The sequence below is a fragment of the Fodinicola acaciae genome (assembly GCF_010993745.1).
GTDB lineage: Bacteria > Actinomycetota > Actinomycetes > Mycobacteriales > HKI-0501 > Fodinicola > Fodinicola acaciae.
Map to the genome: position 1 here is coordinate 603288 of NZ_WOTN01000001.1, position 20107 is coordinate 623394.

Genomic DNA, 20107 nt, shown 5'->3' on the forward strand with positions numbered 1-20107 from the left:
TCCGGTTTGAGAGGTTCGCGGATGGTGTGAATGTCGAGTTACTTGCGCTGGACGCAAGAAACAAGGCCTTCACGCCACAGCGATCACCAGAAGCTGTGACGGGTGTGACTACTGAGGCTAGTAATGCTGTTGTGACTGCTCACCTGCGATAAATGTCCGTTTTGATGTCTTGTTAAACAAGTATTACGCAGCCAACCGCCCCAGCACGATCGTTGGGCGTCCAAACCGACGGGTTGCTTCCCATACGTGACCTGGCTTGCTCGTTCTCCCCGTCGGCGGGCACAGCCAACCACATTGTCGGAGGGGCCGCCGCCCACCTGACGCAACCACCCACCCAAGCTCGGCGGCCCCTCCGACAATGTGGTTCCCTCCGGGCGCCGACGGGGAGAACGAGCAAGCCCAGAAAACCCAGCCCCGCCCACAACCGCCGCCCGCACCCCTATGTACACCGATTAGCATCCACGCGCCCCCTCCCTTGAGGTCGCCCTCCGCGCAGGAGCGCCCGCCGCGCAGGCGAAAAACCCAACCACCCACCCAACGCAACAACCAGAAAACGCAACCACCTCCCCACCGCAACAAGCAGAGACGCAACCACCCACCCAACGCACCAACCAGAAAACGCAACCACCTCCCCAACACAACAATCAAAGGGCGCAACCTTTTTGACCCGCGCAACAACCGCCTGAGCCCGTCAGCTCCCCGGCGCAACAACCGACCCAACCCGCCACCTCTCCAATGCAACAACCTGCCGAACCCGCCACCTCTCCCCGCCGAACCCACCTCGCTGCGAAACTGTCGCCGCTGGTCAGGACAATGGATGGCATGACGAACCACTTGACGCTTCTGCCGGCCGTCGATGTGACCGAGGGCCGGGCTGTCCAGCTTGTCCAGGGTGAGGCCGGCTCGGAGAAGGTCTACGGTGATCCGGTCCGTGCCGCGCTTCGGTGGCAGGAGGATGGCGCCGAGTGGGTGCATCTGGTCGATCTGGATGCGGCGTTCCGGCGTGGGCACAATCGTGAGTTGCTGGCCGAGGTGGTCGGCCGGCTGGACATCCAGGTTGAGATGTCCGGCGGCATCCGCGATGACGACTCGCTCGAGGCGGCGTTGGCGACCGGTTGCCGGCGGGTCAACATCGGGACGGCGGCGTTGGAGGATCCGCAGTGGTGCGCCAAGGTGATCGGTGACTACGGCGACCGCGTGGCGATCGGCCTGGACGTGCGCGGCGACAGGTTGGCGGCTCGTGGTTGGACGCGGGAAGGCGGCGACCTCTGGGAGGTGCTGGAGCGGCTGGAGGCCGACGGCTGCGAGCGATACGTCGTCACCGATGTTCTCAAGGATGGCATGCTGCGCGGCCCCAATCTCAAGCTGCTCACCGAGGTCTGCGACCGCACCGAAAAGCCGGTGATCGCCAGCGGCGGAGTGTCCACAGTGGACGATCTGGTGGCGATCGCCGGCCTGGTGCCGCACGGTGTGGAAGGCGCGATTGTCGGCACGGCCTTGTACGAAGGCAACCTCACCCTGCCGGAGGCATTGGCGGCGGTCCGATGAGCGTCGCCGTGCGCGTCATCCCGTGCCTGGACGTCGACAACGGCCGGGTGGTCAAAGGGGTCAACTTCACGCGGTTGCGCGATGCCGGCGACCCGGTGGAGTTGGCGCGAGCGTACGACGCGGCCGGCGCCGACGAGCTGACGTTTCTCGACATCACCGCGTCGTCGGCAGGCCGGGCGACCACTTTCGACGTGGTGCGGCGGACGGCGGAGTCTGTGTTCATTCCGCTGACCGTCGGCGGCGGCGTACGGACCGTGGACGACGTCGATGCGTTGCTGCGGGCCGGCGCGGACAAGGTCGGCGTCAACACGGCGGCGATCCACCGGCCGGAGCTGCTCGGCGAGATCTCCCGCCGGTTCGGCGCGCAGGTGTTGGTGTTGTCGGTCGACGCGCGTCGTGTGGTCGACGGTCCGCCGACGCCGAGCGGCTACGAGGTGACCACGCATGGCGGCCGGCGTGGCACCGGCATCGACGCGGTCGAGTGGGCCGCGCGTGGTCAGGAGCTCGGAGTGGGGGAGATCCTGCTCAACTCGATGGACGCGGATGGCACGACCGCCGGTTTCGACCTGGAGATGATCCGTGCCGTACGCGCTGTCGTCGACGTGCCGCTGATCGCCAGCGGTGGTGCCGGCGCGGTCGACGACTTCGTACCAGCTGTCGAGTCGGGGGCAGACGCGGTCCTCGCGGCGAGCGTCTTCCACTTCGGGACAGTGCCGATCCCGGCCGTCAAGGAAGCGCTCCGCGGAGCCGGTTGCTCGGTACGTTGATGTTGCAATCGGCCGGCAATCGATCAGTTGCAAACATTTTTCTGACCGTTTTGTTCCTCGCTGGCATGATTTGTGGGTAGATAATTGACGGGCTCCTCCGAATCGTTAGTTGACTGTTTGCGGACGGACGGGCACCGTACCCAACGACAGTTTCGATAGACCTCTCAACCGGGGAGACCATCGGTGCCTGGACGCCGCGCTGACCATCGCAGCGCCGACGTGCGTCCGAGTGTCGACACGGCCGGTGTGAACGGCGTTCGTGCGGACCGGCCGCGACTTTCAAGGATCTGTTACTCGGCAGAACTCGCCGTCGGCCAAGCGCGGCAATCTGGCCATGGACACCGAAGATCCCCGGTACGGTGACACCCCGAACCAGGCCCGTCGAAAACGTTCTGCATTGCCACCCAATCCGTGGCAGTTCCGACCAATCAAACACGGCAATGGCTCCACAGACCACCATGGCGGTGGCACGAAAAACAGAAAGAGGAGAGGCAATGGCTGGACCATCTGAGGTGTCCCGGCGGACGCTGCTCGGCAGAGCGGCGGCGCTAGGCGCTTTGGCTGTCCCTGGCGCGGCGTTGCTGGATGCCTGTGCCACCGGAGGCGGCAGCGGTACGGGTGGCGGCGAGAAAGGCACGGTCAGCGCGGCCAACCCGCTCGGCGTCAAGGAAGACGCGCCGCTCGACGTGGTCATCTTCAAGGGTGGTTTCGGCGACCAGTACGCGAAGGACGCGGAAGCCGCGTACAAGAAGAAGTATCCGAAGGCGACCGTCAAGCACACCCCGACCCAGCAGATCACCCAGCTGCTCGCGCCGAAGTTCGTCGGCGGCAACCCGCCGGACGTGATCGACAACTCCGGTGCGCAGAACCTGGACATGAACAGCCTGGTGAGCAAGGGCCAGCTGACCGACCTGACGCCGCTGCTGGACGCGGCGTCGCTGGACGACCCCAACAAGAAGGTCCGCGACACGCTGATCTCCGGCACCGTCGAGCAGGGCCAGTACGGCGGCAAAGAGGTCTACGCGCTCAACTACGCCTACACCGTCTTCGGCGTGTGGTATTCGCAGACCGCGCTGGACAAATACCAGATCACCTACCCCAAGACCTGGGCCGAGATGATCGCCGCCTGCGAGAAGCTGAAGAAGGCTGGCGTCGCCGGTTGGACGTACGCGGGCAAGTACGCCTACTACGTGCACTTCGTCATGTACGCGATGATCGCCAAGATCGGCGGCATCGACGTCATGAACAAGATCGACAACCTGGAGCCCAACGCCTGGAAGGACCCGGCCGTCAAGACCGCGGTCGAGGCGTTCGCTGAGCTGGCCAGCAAGGGCTACGTGCTGACCGGCAGTGAGGGCCTGACCCACATCGAGTCGCAGACCGCGTGGAACCAGGGCAAGGCCATCTTCATCCCGAACGGCTCGTGGGTGGAGAACGAGTCCAAGCCAACCACGCCGGCCAACTTCAAGATGGGCGTCGGTGGACCGCCGTCGGCCAGCGCCGCGGACAAGCTGCCGTACGGCAGCACCTGGACGACCGCCGGTGAGCCGTTCATCGTGCCGAAGGACGGCAAGAACGCGCTCGGTGGCATGGAGCTGCTGCGGATCATGCTGTCCAAGCAGCAGTCGCAGAACTTCGCCAAGCTGGTCAGCTCGCTGACCTGTGTCGCCGGCGCGGTCGACGGCCTGTCGCTGCCGCCGGGCCTGACCGCCGCCAACGCGCTGCTGAAGCTGGCCAACGACGCCAAGGCCAGCTCCAACCCGCGGCTGTCGGACTGGTATCCGGACCTGGAGAAGAAGGTGCTCGGCCAGAACACGCAGCTGCTGATGAGCAAGCGGCTGTCGGCGGCCGACTGGATCACCCGCGCTCAGGCCGGCGCCGACGCGGTGGCCAAGAACAGCGCCATCAAGAAGTTCAAGCACACTTCCTGAACGGAGTAACAGTCAGCGATGCGGCACGGTAAGTACCGGTTCATCGTCTCGTTCCTGGCGTTGCCGGTGGCCATCTACCTGGTCTTCGTGATCTGGCCGTACGTGCAGGCGATCGGTCTGTCGTTGACCGACTGGTCCGGCCTGACCCCCACGCAGAACTTCGTGGGGCTGGCCAACTACGTACGGTTGGTCCAGGATCCGTTGTTCTGGATTTCCTTATGGCACAACATCATCCTGCTTATCGTGCTGCCGCTGGTGACGCTGGCGTTGGGGCTGTTCTTCGCCTTCATGATCAACGTCGGCGGCAAGAAGCGGAAGAACGTGACCATCGCCGGCGTCCGCGGCAGCAAGTTCTACCAGGTGGTCTATTTCTTCCCGCAGGTGCTGTCGATCACCGTCATCGCGGTGCTCTGGCAGTTCATCTACAACCCGAACAGCGGCGCGCTCAACTCGGCGCTGCGGGCGGTCGGGCTCGACGCCAACATCGGTTGGCTGAGTGACTCGCGGCTGGCGCTGACCTCGATCATCGTCGTGATGGTCTGGTGGCAGGTCGGCTTCTATGTCGTGCTGTTCTCGGCCGGCATGAGCGCGATCCCGTCCGACATCTACGAGGCGGTGCTGATCGACGGCGCCAACCGGTTCACCACCTTCTTCCGGATCACTTTCCCGCTGATGTGGGACACGATCCAGACCGGTTGGGTCTATCTCGGCATCGTCGCGATGGATGGGTTCGCGATCGTCCAGATCATGACGGTCGGTCCAGGCGGTCCCGACAACTCGACCACCGTCGTACCGTTCTATCTGTGGGATTCCGCGTTCAACCACGGTCAGGCCGCGTACGGCACCGCGATGGGTGTGGCCATGCTGATCGTGACGCTGTTGTTCGCCGTCCTGACGCTGCGGTTCTCCCGCCGCGAGCGGATCGAGTTCTAGTGATGTGTGGATCACCGGACTCGCCATCCCACCTCGGAAACGCATCACTAGGGGATCGCCTGCGATGACAAGCCAGATAGAGAAAACCAGGCCGGGAGACGCGGCGGCCGCCAAGCCGACGGTGCCGCGGCCGGAGAAGATCGAGAGCGAGGGCGGCGTACTCAACGTCTTTTCGCACGCGTTCCTGATCCTGTGGGCCGCGATGGTCGTGCTGCCGATGCTCTGGGCCTTCATGACCTCGTTCAAGACCAACGCGGAGATCTTCACCGCGCCGTGGTCGCTGCCGACCAAGCTGCACTGGGAAAACTGGACCGGCGCGTGGACGACCGCCAACTTCGGGTCGTACTTCATCAACAGCCTGATCGTGGTCGGCGGTGGCGTGGTCGGCACGATGCTGATCGGCTCGATGGCCGCGTACGTGCTGGCCAGGTTCGAATTTCCCGGCAACAGGTTCATTTACTACCTGTTCATCTCCGGCATGACGTTCCCGGTGTTCCTGGCGCTGGTGCCGCTGTTCTTCGTGCTGAAGAACACCGGGCTGCTGGCGTCCTACCAGGGACTGATCCTGGTCTACATCGGTTATTCGTTGCCGTTCACGGTGTTCTTCCTGACCGCGTTCTTCCGTACGCTGCCGACCTCGATCGCCGAGGCGGCGCTGATCGACGGCTGCGGCCACGCCGGCGTGTTCTTCAAGATCATGCTGCCGCTGGCCCGGCCGGGCCTGATCAGCATCGGCATCTTCAACGTGCTCGGCCAGTGGAACCAGTATCTGCTGCCGCTGGTCCTGAACTCCGACAAGGACAAGTTCGTGCTGACTCAGGGGCTGGCCGACCTCGCGGTCAACCAGGGTTACGCGGGCAACTGGGGTCAGCTGTTCGCCGGTCTGATGATCGCGACCATCCCGGTGCTGGTGGTCTACATCGTCTTCCAGCGCCAGGTGCAGGCCGGCATGACCGCCGGCGCCGTCAAGTAGGGAAAACGCCGCAACGCCTCGTCACCGGCAGGATCCGCCGGTGACGAGGCGTTGCGGCGTTCACAGCGCGAAGGACGCGGACATGAGGCTGTCCACGGCGGACTGCTCGCCGTCGATGTGCAGGCGCGCGGCCGACTGACGGCCGGATACGAACAGCAGCAGCTCGCTCGGCTGACCGTCCAGGCGTACGACCGGCTCGCCGCGGTTGGGCCGGATCGTACGGCCGCCGTTGGCGGTCATCATGATGCCGACCGGCGCGTTGCGCAGCGTGAGCGGCGCGAGAATCCGCAGGTTGTTCCAGAACTTCTGCTCCACCTCGGCCGGGATGCCGCGCGGTCCCCAGCCGGGCTGCGCGCGGCGTACGTCCTCGTGGTGGATGAAAAACTCGGCGAGGTTGACCACGCCGTCGGCCAGCGGGTTGCCGGTCGGCGACCACACCGCGCCGCGGTCGATCAGGTCGAGCAGCTCGTCGTACGACTTCGCCTCCATCAGCCCGGTCCGCACCTTCTCTGTGTAGCTGGCCAGCGGCTTGATCAGGATCCCCAGGCTGCCGTCCGGCCGGCGCTCGCGGGCAACCAGATGCGCGGCGAGGTCGCGGGTCGTCCAGCCCGCGCACAGCGTCGGCGCGTCCGGTCCGACCTCGCGCATCGCGGCGACCAGTGCGGTGCGTTCGGATCGTGCGTGCGATGTCATTCCGGCATCGTAACGGCGACGTGGCGCGGTGCCTTCGCGGTGACGCCGACGGCTCCCGCGGCGACGAACAACGCGGTGACGTACCAGGCGGTCGCGGTCCAGCCGCCGGCGCCGTAGATGACACCGCCGGCCGTGCCGGCCACGCTGGCGCCGAGGTAGTACGCGAAGTTGTAGAGCCCACCGGCGAGGCCGCCGTGCTGGCTGGCGGCCGCCGTCGCAGCGGAGTTGGTGGCGAAGAAGCCGCCGGTCAGGGTCACGACGCCGACGAGTACGAGCGGCAGCGCGTCCGGCAGCGTGACGATCGTTGCGACCACCGACACAGCCGTGGTGGCGAGCAGTACGCGCCGGTGACCGAGGCGGTCGACGAGCCGGCCGCAGCTGGCCGACCCGGCCGTGCCGGCCAGATATGCCAGGAAAATCAGGCCGATCACGCTCTGCGGCAGGTCGAACGGGTCGGCGGCGAGCCGGAAGCCGAGGAAGTTGTACGCGGTGACGAAGCCGCCGATCGCCAGGCCGCCGACCAGGCACAGCCGCAGCAGCGTCCAGTCGGTCAGCGCCGTGCGTACGCCCAGACCGCTGCAATCGGATTCCGATTGGGTCGACGCGCGGGGGAGGACGCGAGCCGCGGCGACCGAGCCGGCCACGGCAAGCAAGCCGGTGGCCGCCAAGGCCAGCCGCCAGCCGAGGAAGTCGGCCTCGATGCCGGTGAGGACGCGACCGAGCATGCCGCCGATGCTGTTGCCGGCGATGTAGAGGCCGGCCGCCGCGCCGAGCTGGCCGGCCGGGACCTGCTCGGCCAGGTAGCCCATCGCCACCCCGGCCACACCCGCGTACGCGACACCGGCCAGCGTCCGAAGCACCACCAGCATCACGAAGCTGCCGCTGGCCGCGGCGGCGAGTGTGAGGACGCTGCCGGCGAGTACGGCGGCGGCCATCGTGCGGCCACGGCCGAACCGGTGGGCCAGCAGGCTCGCCGGGATCACGCACACGGCCAGGCCGGCGGTCGTCGCGCTGATTGCGAGGCTGGCGGCCCCCGGACCGATCCGCCAGTCGCGCGCGAGCAGCGGCAGCAGCGGCTGGCTGGTGTAGACCGCGCCGAAAGTGACCAGTCCGCAAAGGAAAAGTCCGAGGCTGACTCGTCGGCGATGGCTCACGACCGCGACGGTAAGTCTGGTGCGATCGATACGTCCAATACATGATTAACGGATGACCGATGCGTTTTCGCATGAGGCGCAGGCCCTGAGCCAGCGGCTGGTGCCGTTTCTGGCCGTGGCCGCCGAGCAGCACGTCACCAGAGCAGCCGACAAGCTCGGCCTGCCGCAGCCGACGGTGAGCCGCGCGATCGCCCGGCTGGAGGCGGACCTCGGCGTGGCGCTGTTCGCGCGCAGCGGTCGAGGCGTACGGCTGACGCGCGCCGGCAGAGCGCTCGTGCCGGCCGCAGAGCGTGCTTATCGCGAGCTGGCGGCCGGTTGCGCGGCGATGCTGGCCGAAACCTCACCAGAGGCCGGTCACGTCTCCTTCGCGTTCCTGCACACCATGGCGCCGCGCACGGTGCCGGAGCTGCTGCGCGTCTTCCGTGCCGATCATCCGCACGTACGGTTTTCGCTGACGCAGTCGAGCACCGACGACATCCGCGCGCGCGTACGCAGCGGCGAGATCGACCTCGGACTGATCTCGCCGGGAGTGGCCGAGCCCGGCATCGCCGTACGCGCGTTGGCGACACAGCCGCTCGTGCTGATGGTCCCCGCCGCGCACCGCTTCGCTCGCCGCCGTCAGGTCCGGCTCGCGGAGGCCGCCGACGAGGACTTCATCTGCCTGGAGCCGGAGTATGGCCTGCGGCGGATCTGCGACGAGCTCTGCACGGCCGCCGGTTTCGTGCCGCGGATCGCCTTCGAGGGACAGGAGGTCGAGACCGCCCGCGGCCTGGTCGCCGCCGGCCTTGGTGTCTCAATCCTGCCGTACCGGTCACCGGAGACGCTGCCTGGCGCGGTGCCGGTGCGGATCAGCTCACCGGCCGCCGCTCGTACGATCTGCCTGGCCTGGCCATCCGAGGCGCCGCTCCCACCGCCCGCTCAGCGCTTCCAGGAGTTCCTCTTCAGCCACGCCGGTCCACTGCTTCGGATCGCTGACTAGAAAAACATCACAAAGCGTGGCGTTGTGGACAGTTGTTGACCGCCTGTCACCATTGAAGGATGAGCAGTGCGCGTGAAGACCGGCCCGAAGGTGAGCCGGAGGCAGCCGAGCAGTCGCCGTCAGAGCAGGCCACGGGGGCCGTACGCGCCGAGACGCCGGCAGCCGGGCAGGAGCCGGTCGTGCTGGTCAAGCAGGAGGGGTTGTTCGGCCTTGGCAGCGACGAGCCGGAGCCGGAGGAGGACGAGCCGGCCGGCCAGCGCAACGTGTCGGTGTTTCGCGGCCGCGTCGTCGGCATCGACCCGGAGGCGCCGCCGACGCCGCTGAAGGTGGCGCGCTGGCTGGCGCTCGGCCTCGCGGTGGCCGGCAGCATCGGCGCGTGCGGCGCCGGCGCGGAGGTGGCGCTGCTGAGCCTCGCCGGCCTCAACTCAGCGTTCGTCGGCGGGTTGGCCGCGATCGTCGTCGCGTCGCTGGTCGTCGTGTGGCTGCAGGCCTGGCTGGTCGACCGCGCGGCGCGGCGGCGCAGCAGCCGGCACTGGTTCTGGTCGGTGGCGCTGAGCTGGGTGACGATCCTGGTGCTGGTCGCCTCGATGATCGCGCAGTGGGTCACGCCGCCGGCCGCCGCCGGCGGCATCATCGTCAACGCGGTGCTGCTTGGCTGCCTGCAGTTTCACCGCGCGACACGGCGCTATCTGGGAGAGGACCTCTGAGGTAGTGCTGCAGCGTCGGCGCGGCGATCGCGACCAGCTGGTCGACCGAGGCCGACTTCATCGGCTCGATGCCGATGACATAGCGGAGCATCGCGATGCCGACCATCTGCGAGGCGGCCAGCGGCGCCCGGATCGGCGCGTGGTCGATGGCGACCTGCTCGGTCACCGGCCCCACCATCATGTCGGTGATGAACTCGCGGAGCATGGCCGCGGCCTGCTCGTTGGTCACCGCGCTGCGCAGCAGGGTGAGAAACGGACTGATCGTGTTGGGCCGGTCCCAGACACCGAAGAAAAACCGCGCCAGCCGCTCACCGGCGGTGTCCGGGTCGCCGGCGATCGCGTTGCGTACGAGGTTGGGGATCTCCGGCGGCAGCTCCATGACCGCGACGAAAAGGTCCTGCTTGGAGCCGTAGTAGTGGTGGACGAGCGCCGGGTCGACGCCGGCCGCGGCGGCGATGCCGCGGATCGTGGCCTTGTCGAAGCCGCGCTCCTGGAACTCGCCGCGCGCCGCCGCCATGATGTCCTCACGCGTACGCGTCTCACCGCGCGGCCGCCCGGACCGCCGCCTCGGCGCCTTGGCCGCCTCGTCGCCTCCAGCCACCTGATCCCTTCCACTCGGCTCACCACCATGATCCCACCAGAGTGACAATGGAGTGATGAACACGGCCGTACGCTCGACCTCGCTCGATCCCGCGGTGGCCGCGCGCCTCAAGCGCAACGCCGACGGGCTGGTCGCCGCCGTCGTGCAGGAGCATGGCACCGGCACCGTGCTGATGGTCGCCTGGATGGACGACGAGGCGCTGCACCGCACGCTGACGACCGGCCGCGGCACGTACTGGTCACGCAGCCGCCAGGACTACTGGGTCAAGGGCGAGACGTCCGGCAACGTCCAGCGCGTACGGTCGGTGGCGCTGGACTGCGACGGTGACACCGTGCTGGTGACCGTCGACCAGACCGGTCCGGCCTGCCACACCGGCACGCACAGCTGCTTCGACACCGACGTGTTGATGTCAGCCGACGACTGAGTGCAGGGCGTCCAGCAGTGCCTTCGGACGCGGATCGAAGGCGAGGCTGGAGCGAAGCTCGTTCATCGCGTACGAGAAGCCGGTGCGCAGCTCCGGCCATGCCGCGTGCACCGAGCCGCCGGCGCCGTCGTGGCCGAATGCGACCTTCGCCGGACCGAGGTTCATCGACTCGTTCTGCAGCTGAAAGCCGACACCGCGGCTGAACGGCGCGAACAGCACCTGGTCCATGCTGTCCACGATCGGCCGCTGGCCGAGCTCGACGGTCTCCGGCGCCATGATCCGTACACCGTCGATGCGGCCACCGAGTGCCAGCGCGCCATAGAACCGCGCCAGCGACCGCGCGGTGCTGATCGCGCCGGCGCCGGGCACCTCTGCGGCGTGGAACGCGCGGCCGTTGTACGCGACCGGGCCGTCCGGCCACAGCGGGGGATTGGACCAGGCGCGCAGAAACAGCTCGTCGTCGGCCGGCAGCCGCGACCACATCCGGCGCCAGCTCGGCGCGTAGACGATCGTCGAGACGCGCGGCTCCAGCTCGGCCGGCAGGCCGATCCAGGTCTGCATCGCCAGCGGCTCGGCGATCTCCTCGCGGACGAACCGCCCGACCGTACGCCCGTCGACGCGGCGGACGAGCTCACCGGCCAGCCAGCCGTAGGTGAGCGGATGGTAGGTCAGCACGGCTCGCGGATCGGTCTCCTGCGGCTGGTCGGCGAGCAGCGCGGCCATCCGTACCGGATCGAGCGTGTCGGCGGCGGTCACCGGCCGGCGGATGCCAGGCAGCCTGGCCTGGTGCGACATCACCTGCGCCACCGTGACGGCGCCCTTGCCGTGCGCGGCGAACTCCGGCCAGTACGTGGCGACCGGGGCCCGCAGGTCGAGCAGGCCGCGCTCGACCAGGATCAGCATGGCCGCCGCGACCAGGCCTTTCGTGCCGGAATAGACCAGCTGCAGCGTGTCCTCCTGCCAGCCGCGGCCGGTCGCTGGGTCGGCGAGGCCGCCCCAGATGTCGACCACGACGCGACCGTCGTGCACCGCCGCGAAGGCCGCGCCGATCTCGCCGCGCTCGGTCAGGTTGTCCGCGAACGCCTCGGCGACCGGCTCGAATCCGGCCGCCACCTGGCCGTGGACAAGGCCTTCGGTGATCGTCATGCCTCCGACCGTACGACGTTCACTCGGCGATGTGCTCGAAGCGGTCGCGCTTGACGTGCAGCTGCCAGTACGCCTCGGCCAGCTCGTCAGGATCGAGGCCCCCGTCCGCGCCGACCGAGCTGGCGGCGTCGCTCCCGACGATCGCTCCGCCGACGATGAGCGCGCCGGCGTAGATGTCGCGCGTCGCCAGCTCGGCGTTGAGATTCAGCAGATATGCGCGTACGGCCGCGTGCGCGACGCCGATGCTGGCGATGAACGGCATCGGCCGCAGCGCCGAGATGCCGAGGGCCATCAGGATCGAGCCGCCGGTCGCCATCCGCGGCAACACGCGTCGGACCAGAGCTGTCGCGGTCAGCAAAGGAAAGCGCAGCTGTCGGGTGAGAGCCCGCGGATCGAGATCGATCACGGGCAGCGGACGGCCGTCGATCCAGCCGGCCGGACTGAACGTCATCACGTCCGGAGGGCCGCACTTTTCCTCGATCGCACCGACAAGCGCGTCGATCTCCTCGTGTTTTCCGAGATCCGCGGTAAAAGCGGCCGCATCTCCGTCTATCCGTTCGACGGAACTTGCCAGCCGCTCGGGGTTTCGCGCCACCAATGCGATTTTGAAGCCTTCGGCGGCAAACCGGCGTGCGACGGAGAGACCGAGAGCCGGTCCTGCACCGAAGACGGCCAGAGTTTTGCCGCTCACTGGCCGAAACCGCCGACCGTACGCTCGAAGCCGTCTCGCGCGAGGTACATGTCCCAGGCCGTCTCGGCAAGATCGTCCGGATTGACGAACGGAAACGCGCTGACGTCGACGTCCTTCAGGAACGCCGCGGTCATGTCACTGCGTTCGATCGGTCCGCCGACGTGGACGAGTCCAATGTAGACACCTTTGTTGGCGATCACGTTGTGCAGGTTTTGTACGTAGTGTCGCAGTGCACCGAGCGCCATGCCGGCATTTCCGAGCATCGGCGACGGATGCAGCACCGAGGCGCCGGACGCGATCAGGAAGGCGCCGTCTCCGCGTTCGAGCATGCCTGGAAGCAGTGCGCGTACCAGCCGGATCGGAGCCCACAGTGGCGTGTTGAACTGCGCCGGCAGGTCGTCGGGGTCGACGTCCATGACGTTGACCACCGGCGTGTCGAGGTTGCCGGGGCTGAACTCGGCCACGTCGATGTGGCCGAACCGCTGCTCGATCTCGCCGATGACGCGCAGCAGCTCGGCGCCGTCGGTCACGTCAGCGGTGAAGGCGGCCGCCTCGATGCCCGCAGCGGCCAGTTCCCCGACGTATTTGTCCAGCTTGGAGCGCGTACGCGCGACGAGGGCGACACGGAATCCGGCGCGGCCGAAGCGGACCGCGACCGACCGGCTCATGCCGGGTCCGGTGCCGAAGATGGCGATGGTCTTGACCATGGAGAGCCTTTCGGGAGTTAAGTTGAGGGAGCCCTCGACAATGCCGACGCTAGCATGAACTTGAGATGCGCCTCAAGTTCGTAGGATGGAAGCATGTCCAACCGAGCCAGGCCGCTGCGCCGTGACGCCGTGGAAAACCGGCGGAAGCTGATCGACGCCGCGGAGGCGGTGTTCGCCAGCCGCGGTCTCGACGTGCCGCTGGAGGAGATCGCCAAGCGCGCCGGCGTCAGCATCGGGACGCTCTACAACAACTTCGCGACGCGCGAGGCGCTGCTCGACGAGGTCATGCCGGCGAAGGTGCTGGCGCTCCGGGAGCTGGCGGAGAGCGCGCTCAGCTGCGCCGACCCTTGGCGCGGCTTTGTCGCGTACGTGATGGGAGCGTGCGAGCGACAGGCCGCCGACCGCGGCCTCAACGACATCCTGTCCCGGCGCTATCCGGACGCCCAGGTCGCCTCCCGGGCCTGTGCCTCCGGGTTCGCGCAGGTCGGCGACATCATCGAGCGCGCACACCGGTCCGGCCAGCTGCGCGCCGACTTCACGCTGATCGACTTCGCGTACATCATCTGGTCGGCGGCGCGGATCATCGACGCCACCAGGGACGCGGCGCCGGACAGCTGGCGGCGGCATGTTCACTTCCTGCTCGACGGGTTGCAGGCGAGCGCGGCGACGGCGGTCGAGCAGCCGCCGATGACCTCCGAGCAGCTGGTGCGGGCGATGGGAGCGCCGGGGCCGGGTTGAGGGGCTCCGAGTCGACTGTGCAAAAGTAGGCCCACTTTTGTCGCTGAATGTGGGCCTACTTTGCACCTTCGACGTCTAGGGGTCGGCGGTTGTGCCGATGACGACTGTGGCGTCGGTTTCGTTGTCGGTGGCTAGGTTGGCGATCAGGCCGTGGTTGGCGACGATTGTTTTTGCTTGTGGCGCCTGGCGTTCGCTGATTTCGCTCAGGATATGGCCGCCGGGTTTCAGCCAAAAGGTCGACTCGGTGGCGACTTTCCGCAGGATGTCAAGGCCGTCGCTGCCGCCGTCGAGGGCGATTCGGGGCTCGTGTATGCGGGCCTCCGCCGGCATCAGTGCGATGTCGTCGGTTGGTACGTACGGCACGTTGGCGATGATCGTGTCCACGCGGCCGCGGAGGTTTTGTGGCAGGGGCTGGAAAAGGTCGCCTTCGAAAACGCGGTCAGGCGCGAGGTTGCGGCGTGCGGATCGTACGGCGGCAGGGTCGAGGTCGGTGGCATAAAGGTCGATGTCGCGGATCGCCGCGAGCGCGGCGCCGAGGGCGCCGGAGCCGCAGCACAGGTCCACGACGGTGCCCTGCTCACGCGTACGCGACGCGGCCTGGCGGACCAGGAACTCGCTGCGGTGCCGAGGTACGAAGACGCCAGGGTCGACGAAGATCTTGCGACCGCAGAATTCCGCGAAGCCGACGACGTGTTCCAGCGGACGGCCGGCGACCCGGCGGCCGACCAGCTCGTGCAGGTGCTCGTCGCTGCGCGCGGCGGCGCGCAGGACGGCGGCCTCCGCCTCGGCGAAGACGCAGCCGGCGGCGCGCAGGGTGGCCTCGATGTCGGATACGAGCACGGCCGGACCGTACCTCGCTCGGCGCGCATGTGACGATGGTGAGGTGAAGTCGCGACGAGAGGTTGTGGTCGCGTTCGTCCTCTGCGCGGCCGGGGCCGGGCTGGCGCTGTGGGCCGTGACACAGCCGTGGGGGACACAGCTGGTCGAGCGCGTGGCGCCGCTGCCAGCGATCTCCAAGACGGTCACCGGCCGTGACGCGGCGCCGATCGCCGCCGCGCTCGCGCTGGTCGGACTGGCCGGCGCGCTCGCGCTGCTGGCGTTGAAACGGATCGGCCGGACGATCCTCGGCGCCTTCGTCGCGTTGTGCGGCCTCGGCATGATCGTCGACGCGGTCTCCGGCCTGACCGGTCCAGCGCTGCGGCCAACGACCGCCTCGATGACCGTGCAGGTCACTCCGGTCTGGGGCGTGTTGGCGATCGTCGGTGGTGCCTGCGTGCTCCTCGGCGGCCTGCTGATCGCCGTACGCGCACGGACCTGGTCGGCACCGCAGCGATACGAGCTGCATCCAGCGGATCGCAAGGTGACCGCCGGAGTGTCCACCGACGCGGAGACCTGGGACGCGATGGACCGCGGCGAGGATCCGACCAAGGGCTGACAACGCGCGCGTCGCGTTGCACAGTGGTGGCCATGATCCGCAACGGCGACGTTTCCTTCTGGTACGCGCAGACCGGACTGCCTGGCTGTCGCGACGGCCTGCCCGGTGACCTGGCGGTCGACGTGGCGATCGTCGGCGCCGGCTTCACCGGCCTGTGGACCGCGTACTACCTCAAGAAGGCACAGCCCGACCTGCGGATCGCCGTGCTGGAGAAGGAGTTCGCCGGCTTCGGTGCCTCCGGACGTAACGGCGGCTGGCTGACCGCGGGACTGGCAGGCTCGGCTGAGCGATATGCGGCCAGCCGCGGCCGGCCGGCCACCATCGGGCTGCAGCGAGCGATGTTCGCGGCCGTCGACGAGGTGATCCGCGTCGCAGCTGAGGAAGGCATCGACGCCGACATCGTCAAAGGCGGCAACGTCGAGGTCGCCCGCAGCCGCGCGCAGTTGGAGCGGCTCGGCCAGGAATACCAGCACCTGCGGCAGTGGGGCTACGGCGAGGCCGATGTGTCCACATTGGACGGTGGCGAGCTGGCCAGGCGGATCGGCATCGATGGCGCCATCGGCGGCATCTTCAGTCCGCACTGCGCGCGCATCCAGCCGGCCAAGCTGGTGCGCGGATTGGCCGAAGCCGTCGAGAAAACCGGCGTGCGGATCTACGAGCAGACGACCGTGCGACGGGTGGAGCCGCGGCGCGTACGCACCGACTGCGGCACCGTCAGCGCCGACATTGTGTTGCGGTGCCTGGAAGGATTCACCGCCGGCCTGGCCGGCGAGCGGCGCACCTGGCTGCCGATGAACTCCTCCATGATCGTCACCGAGCCGCTGCCGGACGCGTTCTGGTCGGAAATTGGCTGGGATGGCGCGGAAACCGTCGGCGACCTGGCGCACGCGTACATGTACGCGCAGCGCACCGCCGACAGCCGCATCGCGCTCGGTGGTCGCGGCGTGCCGTATCGGTTTGGCTCGCGCACCGACCACAGTGGCGCCACGCAGGAGCGTACGGTGGCGGCGCTTTCGCGGCTGTTGCACGAGATGTTCCCGGCCGCGCGCCAAACTCCGATCGCGCACGCGTGGTGTGGCGTGCTCGGCGTGCCGCGGGACTGGTGCGCGACCGTACAGTTCGACCGACCGAGCGGTCTGGGCGCGGCCGGTGGATACGTCGGACATGGCGTGACGACGACCAATCTCGCCGGCCGTACGCTGCGTGACCTGGTGTTGCGGCGCGACACCGAGCTGACCCGGCTGCCGTGGGTCGGCCGCCGGGTGCGCCGCTGGGAGCCGGAGCCGTTGCGTTTTCTCGGCGTACGCTCGCTCTATCTGCTTTACCGGATCGCCGACCGGCAGGAATACGCCGGTCGTGCGACCACGAGTCCTATTGCGCGTTTCGCCAACGTGATCGCCGGCAGGTAATTACCGACCGCTGACCGGGTCCGGAATGTCGGTCGGTAGCATCCCTGGCATGGGGCTGCGCAGGCGAAGGACAGGCGGCCTGAGACGATGCCGGCGAATCGTCGAGGGTGACCGATGAGCTTTCTCGACGACGTGATCGCGCGGTCCAAGGCAGCCGTGGAGGAGCGTCAGGCGGCGGTGCCGCTGGATGAGATGAAAAGACGCGCGACCATTGCTCCGCATGCAAAAGACGCGTTGCGCGCGCTGCGTGCGCCGGGGGTCGGCGTGATTGCCGAGGTGAAGCGGTCGTCGCCGTCGGCCGGTGCGCTCGCCGACATCCGCGACCCGGCGGCGCTGGCGCGTGAGTACGAGCTCGGCGGTGCGCGCTGTATCAGTGTGCTCACCGAGGGCCACTATTTCGGTGGATCGCTGGAAGATCTGGTCGCCGTACGATCCGCGGTCGACGTCTTGGTGCTGCGCAAGGACTTCGTCGTCAGCTCTTATCAGGTGCTGGAGGCTCGCGCGCACGGCGCCGATCTGGTGCTGCTGATCGTCGCCGCGCTGGAACAGAACGTGTTGGTCGGCCTGCTGGAGCGGATCGAGTCGCTCGGCATGACCGCGCTGGTCGAGGTGCACGACGAGGCCGAAGCCGACCGCGCGCTGGAGGCCGGCGCGAAGGTGATCGGTGTCAACGCGCGCGACCTCGGCACGCTGGAGGTGGACAAGTCCATCTTCGAGCGGATCGCGCCGGGCCTGCCGTCGGAGATCGTGAAGATCGCCGAGTCCGGCGTGAAGAGCACGCACGACCTGATCGCGTACGCGTCCGCCGGCGCCGACGCGGTGCTGGTCGGCGAGGGCCTGGTCACCGACCGCAGTCCTCGCCAGGCGGTCGCCGACCTGGTCACCGCCGGATCCCACCCCGCGACCCCGAGGCCGTCACGATGACCACCACAGAAGGCCCTGACACCCGCGGCTACTTCGGCGTGTACGGCGGCCGGTTCGTACCAGAGGCGCTGATCGCCGCGCTCGACGAGTTGGACGTCGAATATCGCAAAGCGTTGTCCGACAAGGAATTCGTCGGCGAGCTGGAGCGGATGGGCCGCGACTACGCCGGCCTGCCGAGCCTGCTCTACGAGGCCAGGCGGCTGTCGGAGAAAGCCGGCGCGCGGATCCTGCTCAAGCGCGAGGACCTCAACCACACCGGCGCGCACAAGGTGCGCAACGTGCTCGGCCAGGCGCTGCTGACCAAGCGGATGGGGAAGCGGCGGGTCATCGCCGAGACCGGCGCCGGTCAGCACGGCGTGGCGACCGCGACGGCGGCGGCATACCTGGATCTCGAGTGCACCGTCTACATGGGTGAGGAAGACACCCGGCGGCAGGCGCTCAACGTCGCGCGGATGCGGATGCTCGGCGCTGAGGTCGTGTCGGTGAAGTCCGGCAGCCGCACGCTGAAGGACGCGATGAACGAGGCCTTCCGCGACTGGGTGGCGTCGGTGGACTACACCCATTACGTGGTCGGCTCGGTCGGCGGACCGCATCCGTTCCCGGCGATGGTGCGCGACTTCGTACGCGGCATCGGCGTCGAAGCGCGCGCGCAGTCCCTTGAGCTGCTCGACCGGCTGCCGGACGCGGTGTGTGCCTGCGTCGGCGGTGGCTCCAACGCGCTCGGCATCTTCCACGCCTTCATTCCGGACGCGGACGTGCGGCTGTTCGGCTTCGAGGCCGGCGGAGATGGCGTCGAGACCGGCCGGCACGCGGCGGCGATCACCGCGGGCGGGGCCGGTGTGCTGCACGGCGCGCGCACGTACCTGCTGCAGGACGAGGACGGCCAGACCATCGAGTCGCACTCGATCTCGGCCGGCCTGGACTATCCGGCGGTCGGTCCGGAGCACGCCTGGCTGTCGGACACTGGCCGCGCCACGTACGAGCCGGTCACCGACGCCGAGGCGATGCAGGCCTTCCGGCTGCTGTGCCGCACCGAGGGCATCATCCCGGCGATCGAGAGCGCGCACGGCCTCGCCGGTGCGCTGCGGATCGCGCCGCGGCTGGCCACCGAGCTGGGTCGGGAGCCGATCGTGCTGGTCAACCTGTCCGGTCGCGGCGACAAGGACATGGAGACCGCCGCCAAGTGGTTTGGCCTGCTGGAGGAAAAATCGTGACCGTCGCGTCGGCATTCGGATCGCGGCCGGTGCTCGTCGGCTATCTGCCGGCCGGCTATCCGTCGGTGCCCGGCGCCATCGACGCGATCAAGGCAATGGTCGACGCCGGCGTCGACATCGTCGAGATCGGCCTGCCGTACTCGGACCCGGTCATCGACGGCCCGGTGATCCAGGCGGCATCGCAGGCCGCGCTGGACCGAGGCGTACGCACCTCCGACCTCATCCACACCGTCGAAGCCGTCGCCGCCACCGGCGTGCCGACGCTGGTCATGACGTACTGGAACCCTGTCCTGCGCTATGGCGTCGACCGGTTTGCCACTGACCTGGCCAACGCCGGGGGAGCGGGCCTGATCACCCCGGACCTGATCCCCGACGAGGCAGCCGACTGGCTCGCGGTCGCCGACAAGCACAATCTCGACAAGGTCTTCCTGGTGTCGCCATCCTCCACCGACGCCCGTATCGCCTCGACCGTCGCCGTTTGTCGCGGGTTTGTCTACGCCACCTCGGTGATGGGCGTGACAGGCGCACGCGCACAGACCTCCAACGCCGCGCCGACCCTGGTTTCCCGCGTACGCCAGGTGACGGATCTGCCGGTTGGTGTGGGGCTCGGCGTGAGCAACGGCGAACAGGCAGCCGAGGTGGCTTCGTTTGCCGATGCGGTGATCGTGGGGTCGGCGTTGGTGCGGTGTCTGTTGGATGCTGAGGACGAGGCGGCGGGGGTACGTGCCCTGGTTGCGCTGACGGAGGATCTTGCTGCGGGGGTGCGGGGGTAGTTCGTCGGGGCGCTTTGAGGTGGTTGCGTTTTCTGTTTGGTGCGTTGGGAGGGCGGGGCTCTTCATTTTTGTTGCGTTTTGGGGGTGGTGGCGCCTGCGCGGAGGGCGACCTCAAGGGGAGGGGCGCGCGGGGTTTCGCTGTTGGTGGGGTTGGGTGCGGCGGGTGCGGTTGTGTTGTGGTGTGGACCAGGAGTGTGGCTGGGGCGCCGGAGGTGCCGTGGCGTCCCGTTCTGTGGCGAGAAGGTCCATTATGTGGGACGCGAAGGCACATGGAGCGCTAAATGTCCGGCTTGAGAGGTTCGTAGATGGCATGAATGTCGAGTTACTTGCGGTGGACGCAAGAAACAAGGCTTTCACGCC

General features: G+C 68.0%; 21 protein-coding genes. 14 read left to right on the top strand and 7 right to left on the bottom strand.

Annotated features, from left to right (window positions below):
- Positions 1-822: 822 nt before the first annotated feature.
- The 5 genes from priA to GNX95_RS02800 all read left to right on the top strand — a co-directional run bounded on the left by priA (position 823) and on the right by GNX95_RS02800 (position 6152).
- The gene (gene priA, locus GNX95_RS02780; RefSeq protein WP_163505572.1) at positions 823-1548 is read left to right on the top strand and encodes a bifunctional 1-(5-phosphoribosyl)-5-((5-phosphoribosylamino)methylideneamino)imidazole-4-carboxamide isomerase/phosphoribosylanthranilate isomerase PriA; all 726 of its coding nucleotides are present in this window, start codon (positions 823-825) and stop codon (positions 1546-1548) included.
- Positions 1545-2315, top strand: a complete 771-nt coding sequence (gene hisF, locus GNX95_RS02785; RefSeq protein ID WP_163505573.1) for an imidazole glycerol phosphate synthase subunit HisF — start codon at positions 1545-1547, stop codon at positions 2313-2315. The genes priA and hisF overlap by 4 nt, the downstream gene beginning before the upstream one ends.
- A 494-nt stretch (positions 2316-2809) precedes the next feature.
- On the top strand, positions 2810-4246 hold the full coding sequence (gene ngcE / locus GNX95_RS02790) for an N-acetylglucosamine/diacetylchitobiose ABC transporter substrate-binding protein (protein WP_187369585.1): 1437 nt from the start codon (positions 2810-2812) through the stop codon (positions 4244-4246).
- An 18-nt stretch (positions 4247-4264) separates the two neighbouring features.
- A complete protein-coding gene (locus GNX95_RS02795; protein WP_163505574.1) occupies positions 4265-5179 on the top strand; it encodes a carbohydrate ABC transporter permease in 915 nt (304 codons plus the stop codon).
- Between the two features lie 64 nt (positions 5180-5243).
- Complete coding sequence (locus GNX95_RS02800) at positions 5244-6152, top strand: carbohydrate ABC transporter permease (protein ID WP_163505575.1); 909 nt, start codon at positions 5244-5246, stop codon at positions 6150-6152.
- Between the two features lie 60 nt (positions 6153-6212).
- Here the strand turns inward: GNX95_RS02800 and GNX95_RS02805 are convergent, their stop codons facing one another.
- Positions 6213-6845, bottom strand: coding sequence for a TIGR03085 family metal-binding protein (locus GNX95_RS02805; protein ID WP_163505576.1), 633 nt, complete (start codon positions 6843-6845; stop codon positions 6213-6215).
- A complete protein-coding gene (locus GNX95_RS02810) occupies positions 6842-7999 on the bottom strand; it encodes an MFS transporter (RefSeq protein WP_163505577.1) in 1158 nt (385 codons plus the stop codon). Before GNX95_RS02810 ends, GNX95_RS02805 begins: the two co-directional genes overlap by 4 nt.
- A gap of 52 nt (positions 8000-8051) precedes the next feature.
- Here GNX95_RS02810 and GNX95_RS02815 point away from each other — a divergent pair, with 52 nt between their 5' ends.
- Together GNX95_RS02815 and GNX95_RS02820 are read left to right on the top strand one after the other, a co-directional pair.
- Positions 8052-8978, top strand: coding sequence for a LysR family transcriptional regulator (locus GNX95_RS02815; protein WP_163505578.1), 927 nt, complete (start codon positions 8052-8054; stop codon positions 8976-8978).
- A gap of 59 nt (positions 8979-9037) precedes the next feature.
- Positions 9038-9685 carry a hypothetical protein gene (locus tag GNX95_RS02820; protein WP_163505579.1) on the top strand — a complete coding sequence of 216 codons (648 nt, stop codon included), beginning with the start codon at positions 9038-9040 and terminating at the stop codon, positions 9683-9685.
- Here the strand turns inward: GNX95_RS02820 and GNX95_RS02825 are convergent.
- The gene (locus GNX95_RS02825; RefSeq protein WP_222853357.1) at positions 9615-10286 is read right to left on the bottom strand and encodes a TetR/AcrR family transcriptional regulator; all 672 of its coding nucleotides are present in this window, start codon (positions 10284-10286) and stop codon (positions 9615-9617) included. The two genes, GNX95_RS02820 and GNX95_RS02825, sit on opposite strands and share 71 nt — an antisense overlap.
- A gap of 55 nt (positions 10287-10341) precedes the next feature.
- On the opposite strand from GNX95_RS02825, the gene hisI reads away from it, so the two are divergent.
- Positions 10342-10710: a phosphoribosyl-AMP cyclohydrolase gene (gene hisI, locus GNX95_RS02830; protein WP_163505580.1), complete on the top strand. Its 369-nt coding sequence runs from the start codon at positions 10342-10344 to the stop codon at positions 10708-10710.
- On the opposite strand, the gene GNX95_RS02835 is transcribed toward hisI, so the two are convergent.
- Genes GNX95_RS02835 through GNX95_RS02845 form a run of 3 tightly spaced genes read right to left on the bottom strand, consistent with a single transcriptional unit; the run spans position 10696 to position 13254 of the window.
- A complete protein-coding gene (locus tag GNX95_RS02835; protein WP_163505581.1) occupies positions 10696-11856 on the bottom strand; it encodes a serine hydrolase domain-containing protein in 1161 nt (386 codons plus the stop codon). The two genes, hisI and GNX95_RS02835, sit on opposite strands and share 15 nt — an antisense overlap.
- Before the next feature lie 19 nt (positions 11857-11875).
- On the bottom strand, positions 11876-12547 hold the full coding sequence (locus GNX95_RS02840; RefSeq protein ID WP_163505582.1) for an SDR family NAD(P)-dependent oxidoreductase: 672 nt from the start codon (positions 12545-12547) through the stop codon (positions 11876-11878).
- Positions 12544-13254, bottom strand: a complete 711-nt coding sequence (locus GNX95_RS02845) for an SDR family NAD(P)-dependent oxidoreductase (protein WP_163505583.1) — start codon at positions 13252-13254, stop codon at positions 12544-12546. Before GNX95_RS02845 ends, GNX95_RS02840 begins: the two co-directional genes overlap by 4 nt.
- Positions 13255-13347: 93 nt before the next feature.
- Here GNX95_RS02845 and GNX95_RS02850 point away from each other — a divergent pair, with 93 nt between their 5' ends.
- The gene (locus GNX95_RS02850) at positions 13348-13992 is read left to right on the top strand and encodes a TetR/AcrR family transcriptional regulator (protein WP_163505584.1); all 645 of its coding nucleotides are present in this window, start codon (positions 13348-13350) and stop codon (positions 13990-13992) included.
- A gap of 75 nt (positions 13993-14067) precedes the next feature.
- Here the strand turns inward: GNX95_RS02850 and GNX95_RS02855 are convergent, their stop codons facing one another.
- Positions 14068-14832 carry a putative protein N(5)-glutamine methyltransferase gene (locus GNX95_RS02855; RefSeq protein ID WP_163505585.1) on the bottom strand — a complete coding sequence of 255 codons (765 nt, stop codon included), beginning with the start codon at positions 14830-14832 and terminating at the stop codon, positions 14068-14070.
- Between the two features lie 43 nt (positions 14833-14875).
- Between GNX95_RS02855 and GNX95_RS02860 the strand changes: the two genes are divergently transcribed.
- The 5 genes from GNX95_RS02860 (at position 14876) to trpA (ending at position 19747) form a co-directional block, all read left to right on the top strand.
- Positions 14876-15427, top strand: coding sequence for a Trp biosynthesis-associated membrane protein (locus GNX95_RS02860; protein WP_163505586.1), 552 nt, complete (start codon positions 14876-14878; stop codon positions 15425-15427).
- Positions 15428-15459: 32 nt separating this feature from the next.
- The gene (locus GNX95_RS02865) at positions 15460-16836 is read left to right on the top strand and encodes an NAD(P)/FAD-dependent oxidoreductase (RefSeq protein ID WP_163505587.1); all 1377 of its coding nucleotides are present in this window, start codon (positions 15460-15462) and stop codon (positions 16834-16836) included.
- A 114-nt stretch (positions 16837-16950) separates the two neighbouring features.
- Positions 16951-17760, top strand: a complete 810-nt coding sequence (gene trpC / locus GNX95_RS02870; protein WP_163505588.1) for an indole-3-glycerol phosphate synthase TrpC — start codon at positions 16951-16953, stop codon at positions 17758-17760.
- On the top strand, positions 17757-18974 hold the full coding sequence (gene trpB, locus GNX95_RS02875) for a tryptophan synthase subunit beta (protein WP_163505589.1): 1218 nt from the start codon (positions 17757-17759) through the stop codon (positions 18972-18974). The genes trpC and trpB overlap by 4 nt, the downstream gene beginning before the upstream one ends.
- A complete protein-coding gene (gene trpA, locus GNX95_RS02880) occupies positions 18971-19747 on the top strand; it encodes a tryptophan synthase subunit alpha (protein ID WP_163505590.1) in 777 nt (258 codons plus the stop codon). The genes trpB and trpA overlap by 4 nt, the downstream gene beginning before the upstream one ends.
- The last annotated feature ends 360 nt before the right edge of the window (positions 19748-20107 follow it).

Coding starts and splice junctions, on each gene's coding strand:
- priA (WP_163505572.1), top strand. CDS start 823: ATGACGAACCACTTGACGCTTCTGCCGGCCGTCGATGTGACCGAGGGC.
- hisF (WP_163505573.1), top strand. CDS start 1,545: ATGAGCGTCGCCGTGCGCGTCATCCCGTGCCTGGACGTCGACAACGGC.
- ngcE (WP_187369585.1), top strand. CDS start 2,810: ATGGCTGGACCATCTGAGGTGTCCCGGCGGACGCTGCTCGGCAGAGCG.
- GNX95_RS02795 (WP_163505574.1), top strand. CDS start 4,265: ATGCGGCACGGTAAGTACCGGTTCATCGTCTCGTTCCTGGCGTTGCCG.
- GNX95_RS02800 (WP_163505575.1), top strand. CDS start 5,244: ATGACAAGCCAGATAGAGAAAACCAGGCCGGGAGACGCGGCGGCCGCC.
- GNX95_RS02805 (WP_163505576.1), bottom strand. CDS start 6,845: ATGACATCGCACGCACGATCCGAACGCACCGCACTGGTCGCCGCGATG.
- GNX95_RS02815 (WP_163505578.1), top strand. CDS start 8,052: ATGACCGATGCGTTTTCGCATGAGGCGCAGGCCCTGAGCCAGCGGCTG.
- GNX95_RS02820 (WP_163505579.1), top strand. CDS start 9,038: ATGAGCAGTGCGCGTGAAGACCGGCCCGAAGGTGAGCCGGAGGCAGCC.
- hisI (WP_163505580.1), top strand. CDS start 10,342: ATGAACACGGCCGTACGCTCGACCTCGCTCGATCCCGCGGTGGCCGCG.
- GNX95_RS02835 (WP_163505581.1), bottom strand. CDS start 11,856: ATGACGATCACCGAAGGCCTTGTCCACGGCCAGGTGGCGGCCGGATTC.
- GNX95_RS02845 (WP_163505583.1), bottom strand. CDS start 13,254: ATGGTCAAGACCATCGCCATCTTCGGCACCGGACCCGGCATGAGCCGG.
- GNX95_RS02850 (WP_163505584.1), top strand. CDS start 13,348: ATGTCCAACCGAGCCAGGCCGCTGCGCCGTGACGCCGTGGAAAACCGG.
- GNX95_RS02865 (WP_163505587.1), top strand. CDS start 15,460: ATGATCCGCAACGGCGACGTTTCCTTCTGGTACGCGCAGACCGGACTG.
- trpC (WP_163505588.1), top strand. CDS start 16,951: ATGAGCTTTCTCGACGACGTGATCGCGCGGTCCAAGGCAGCCGTGGAG.
- trpB (WP_163505589.1), top strand. CDS start 17,757: ATGACCACCACAGAAGGCCCTGACACCCGCGGCTACTTCGGCGTGTAC.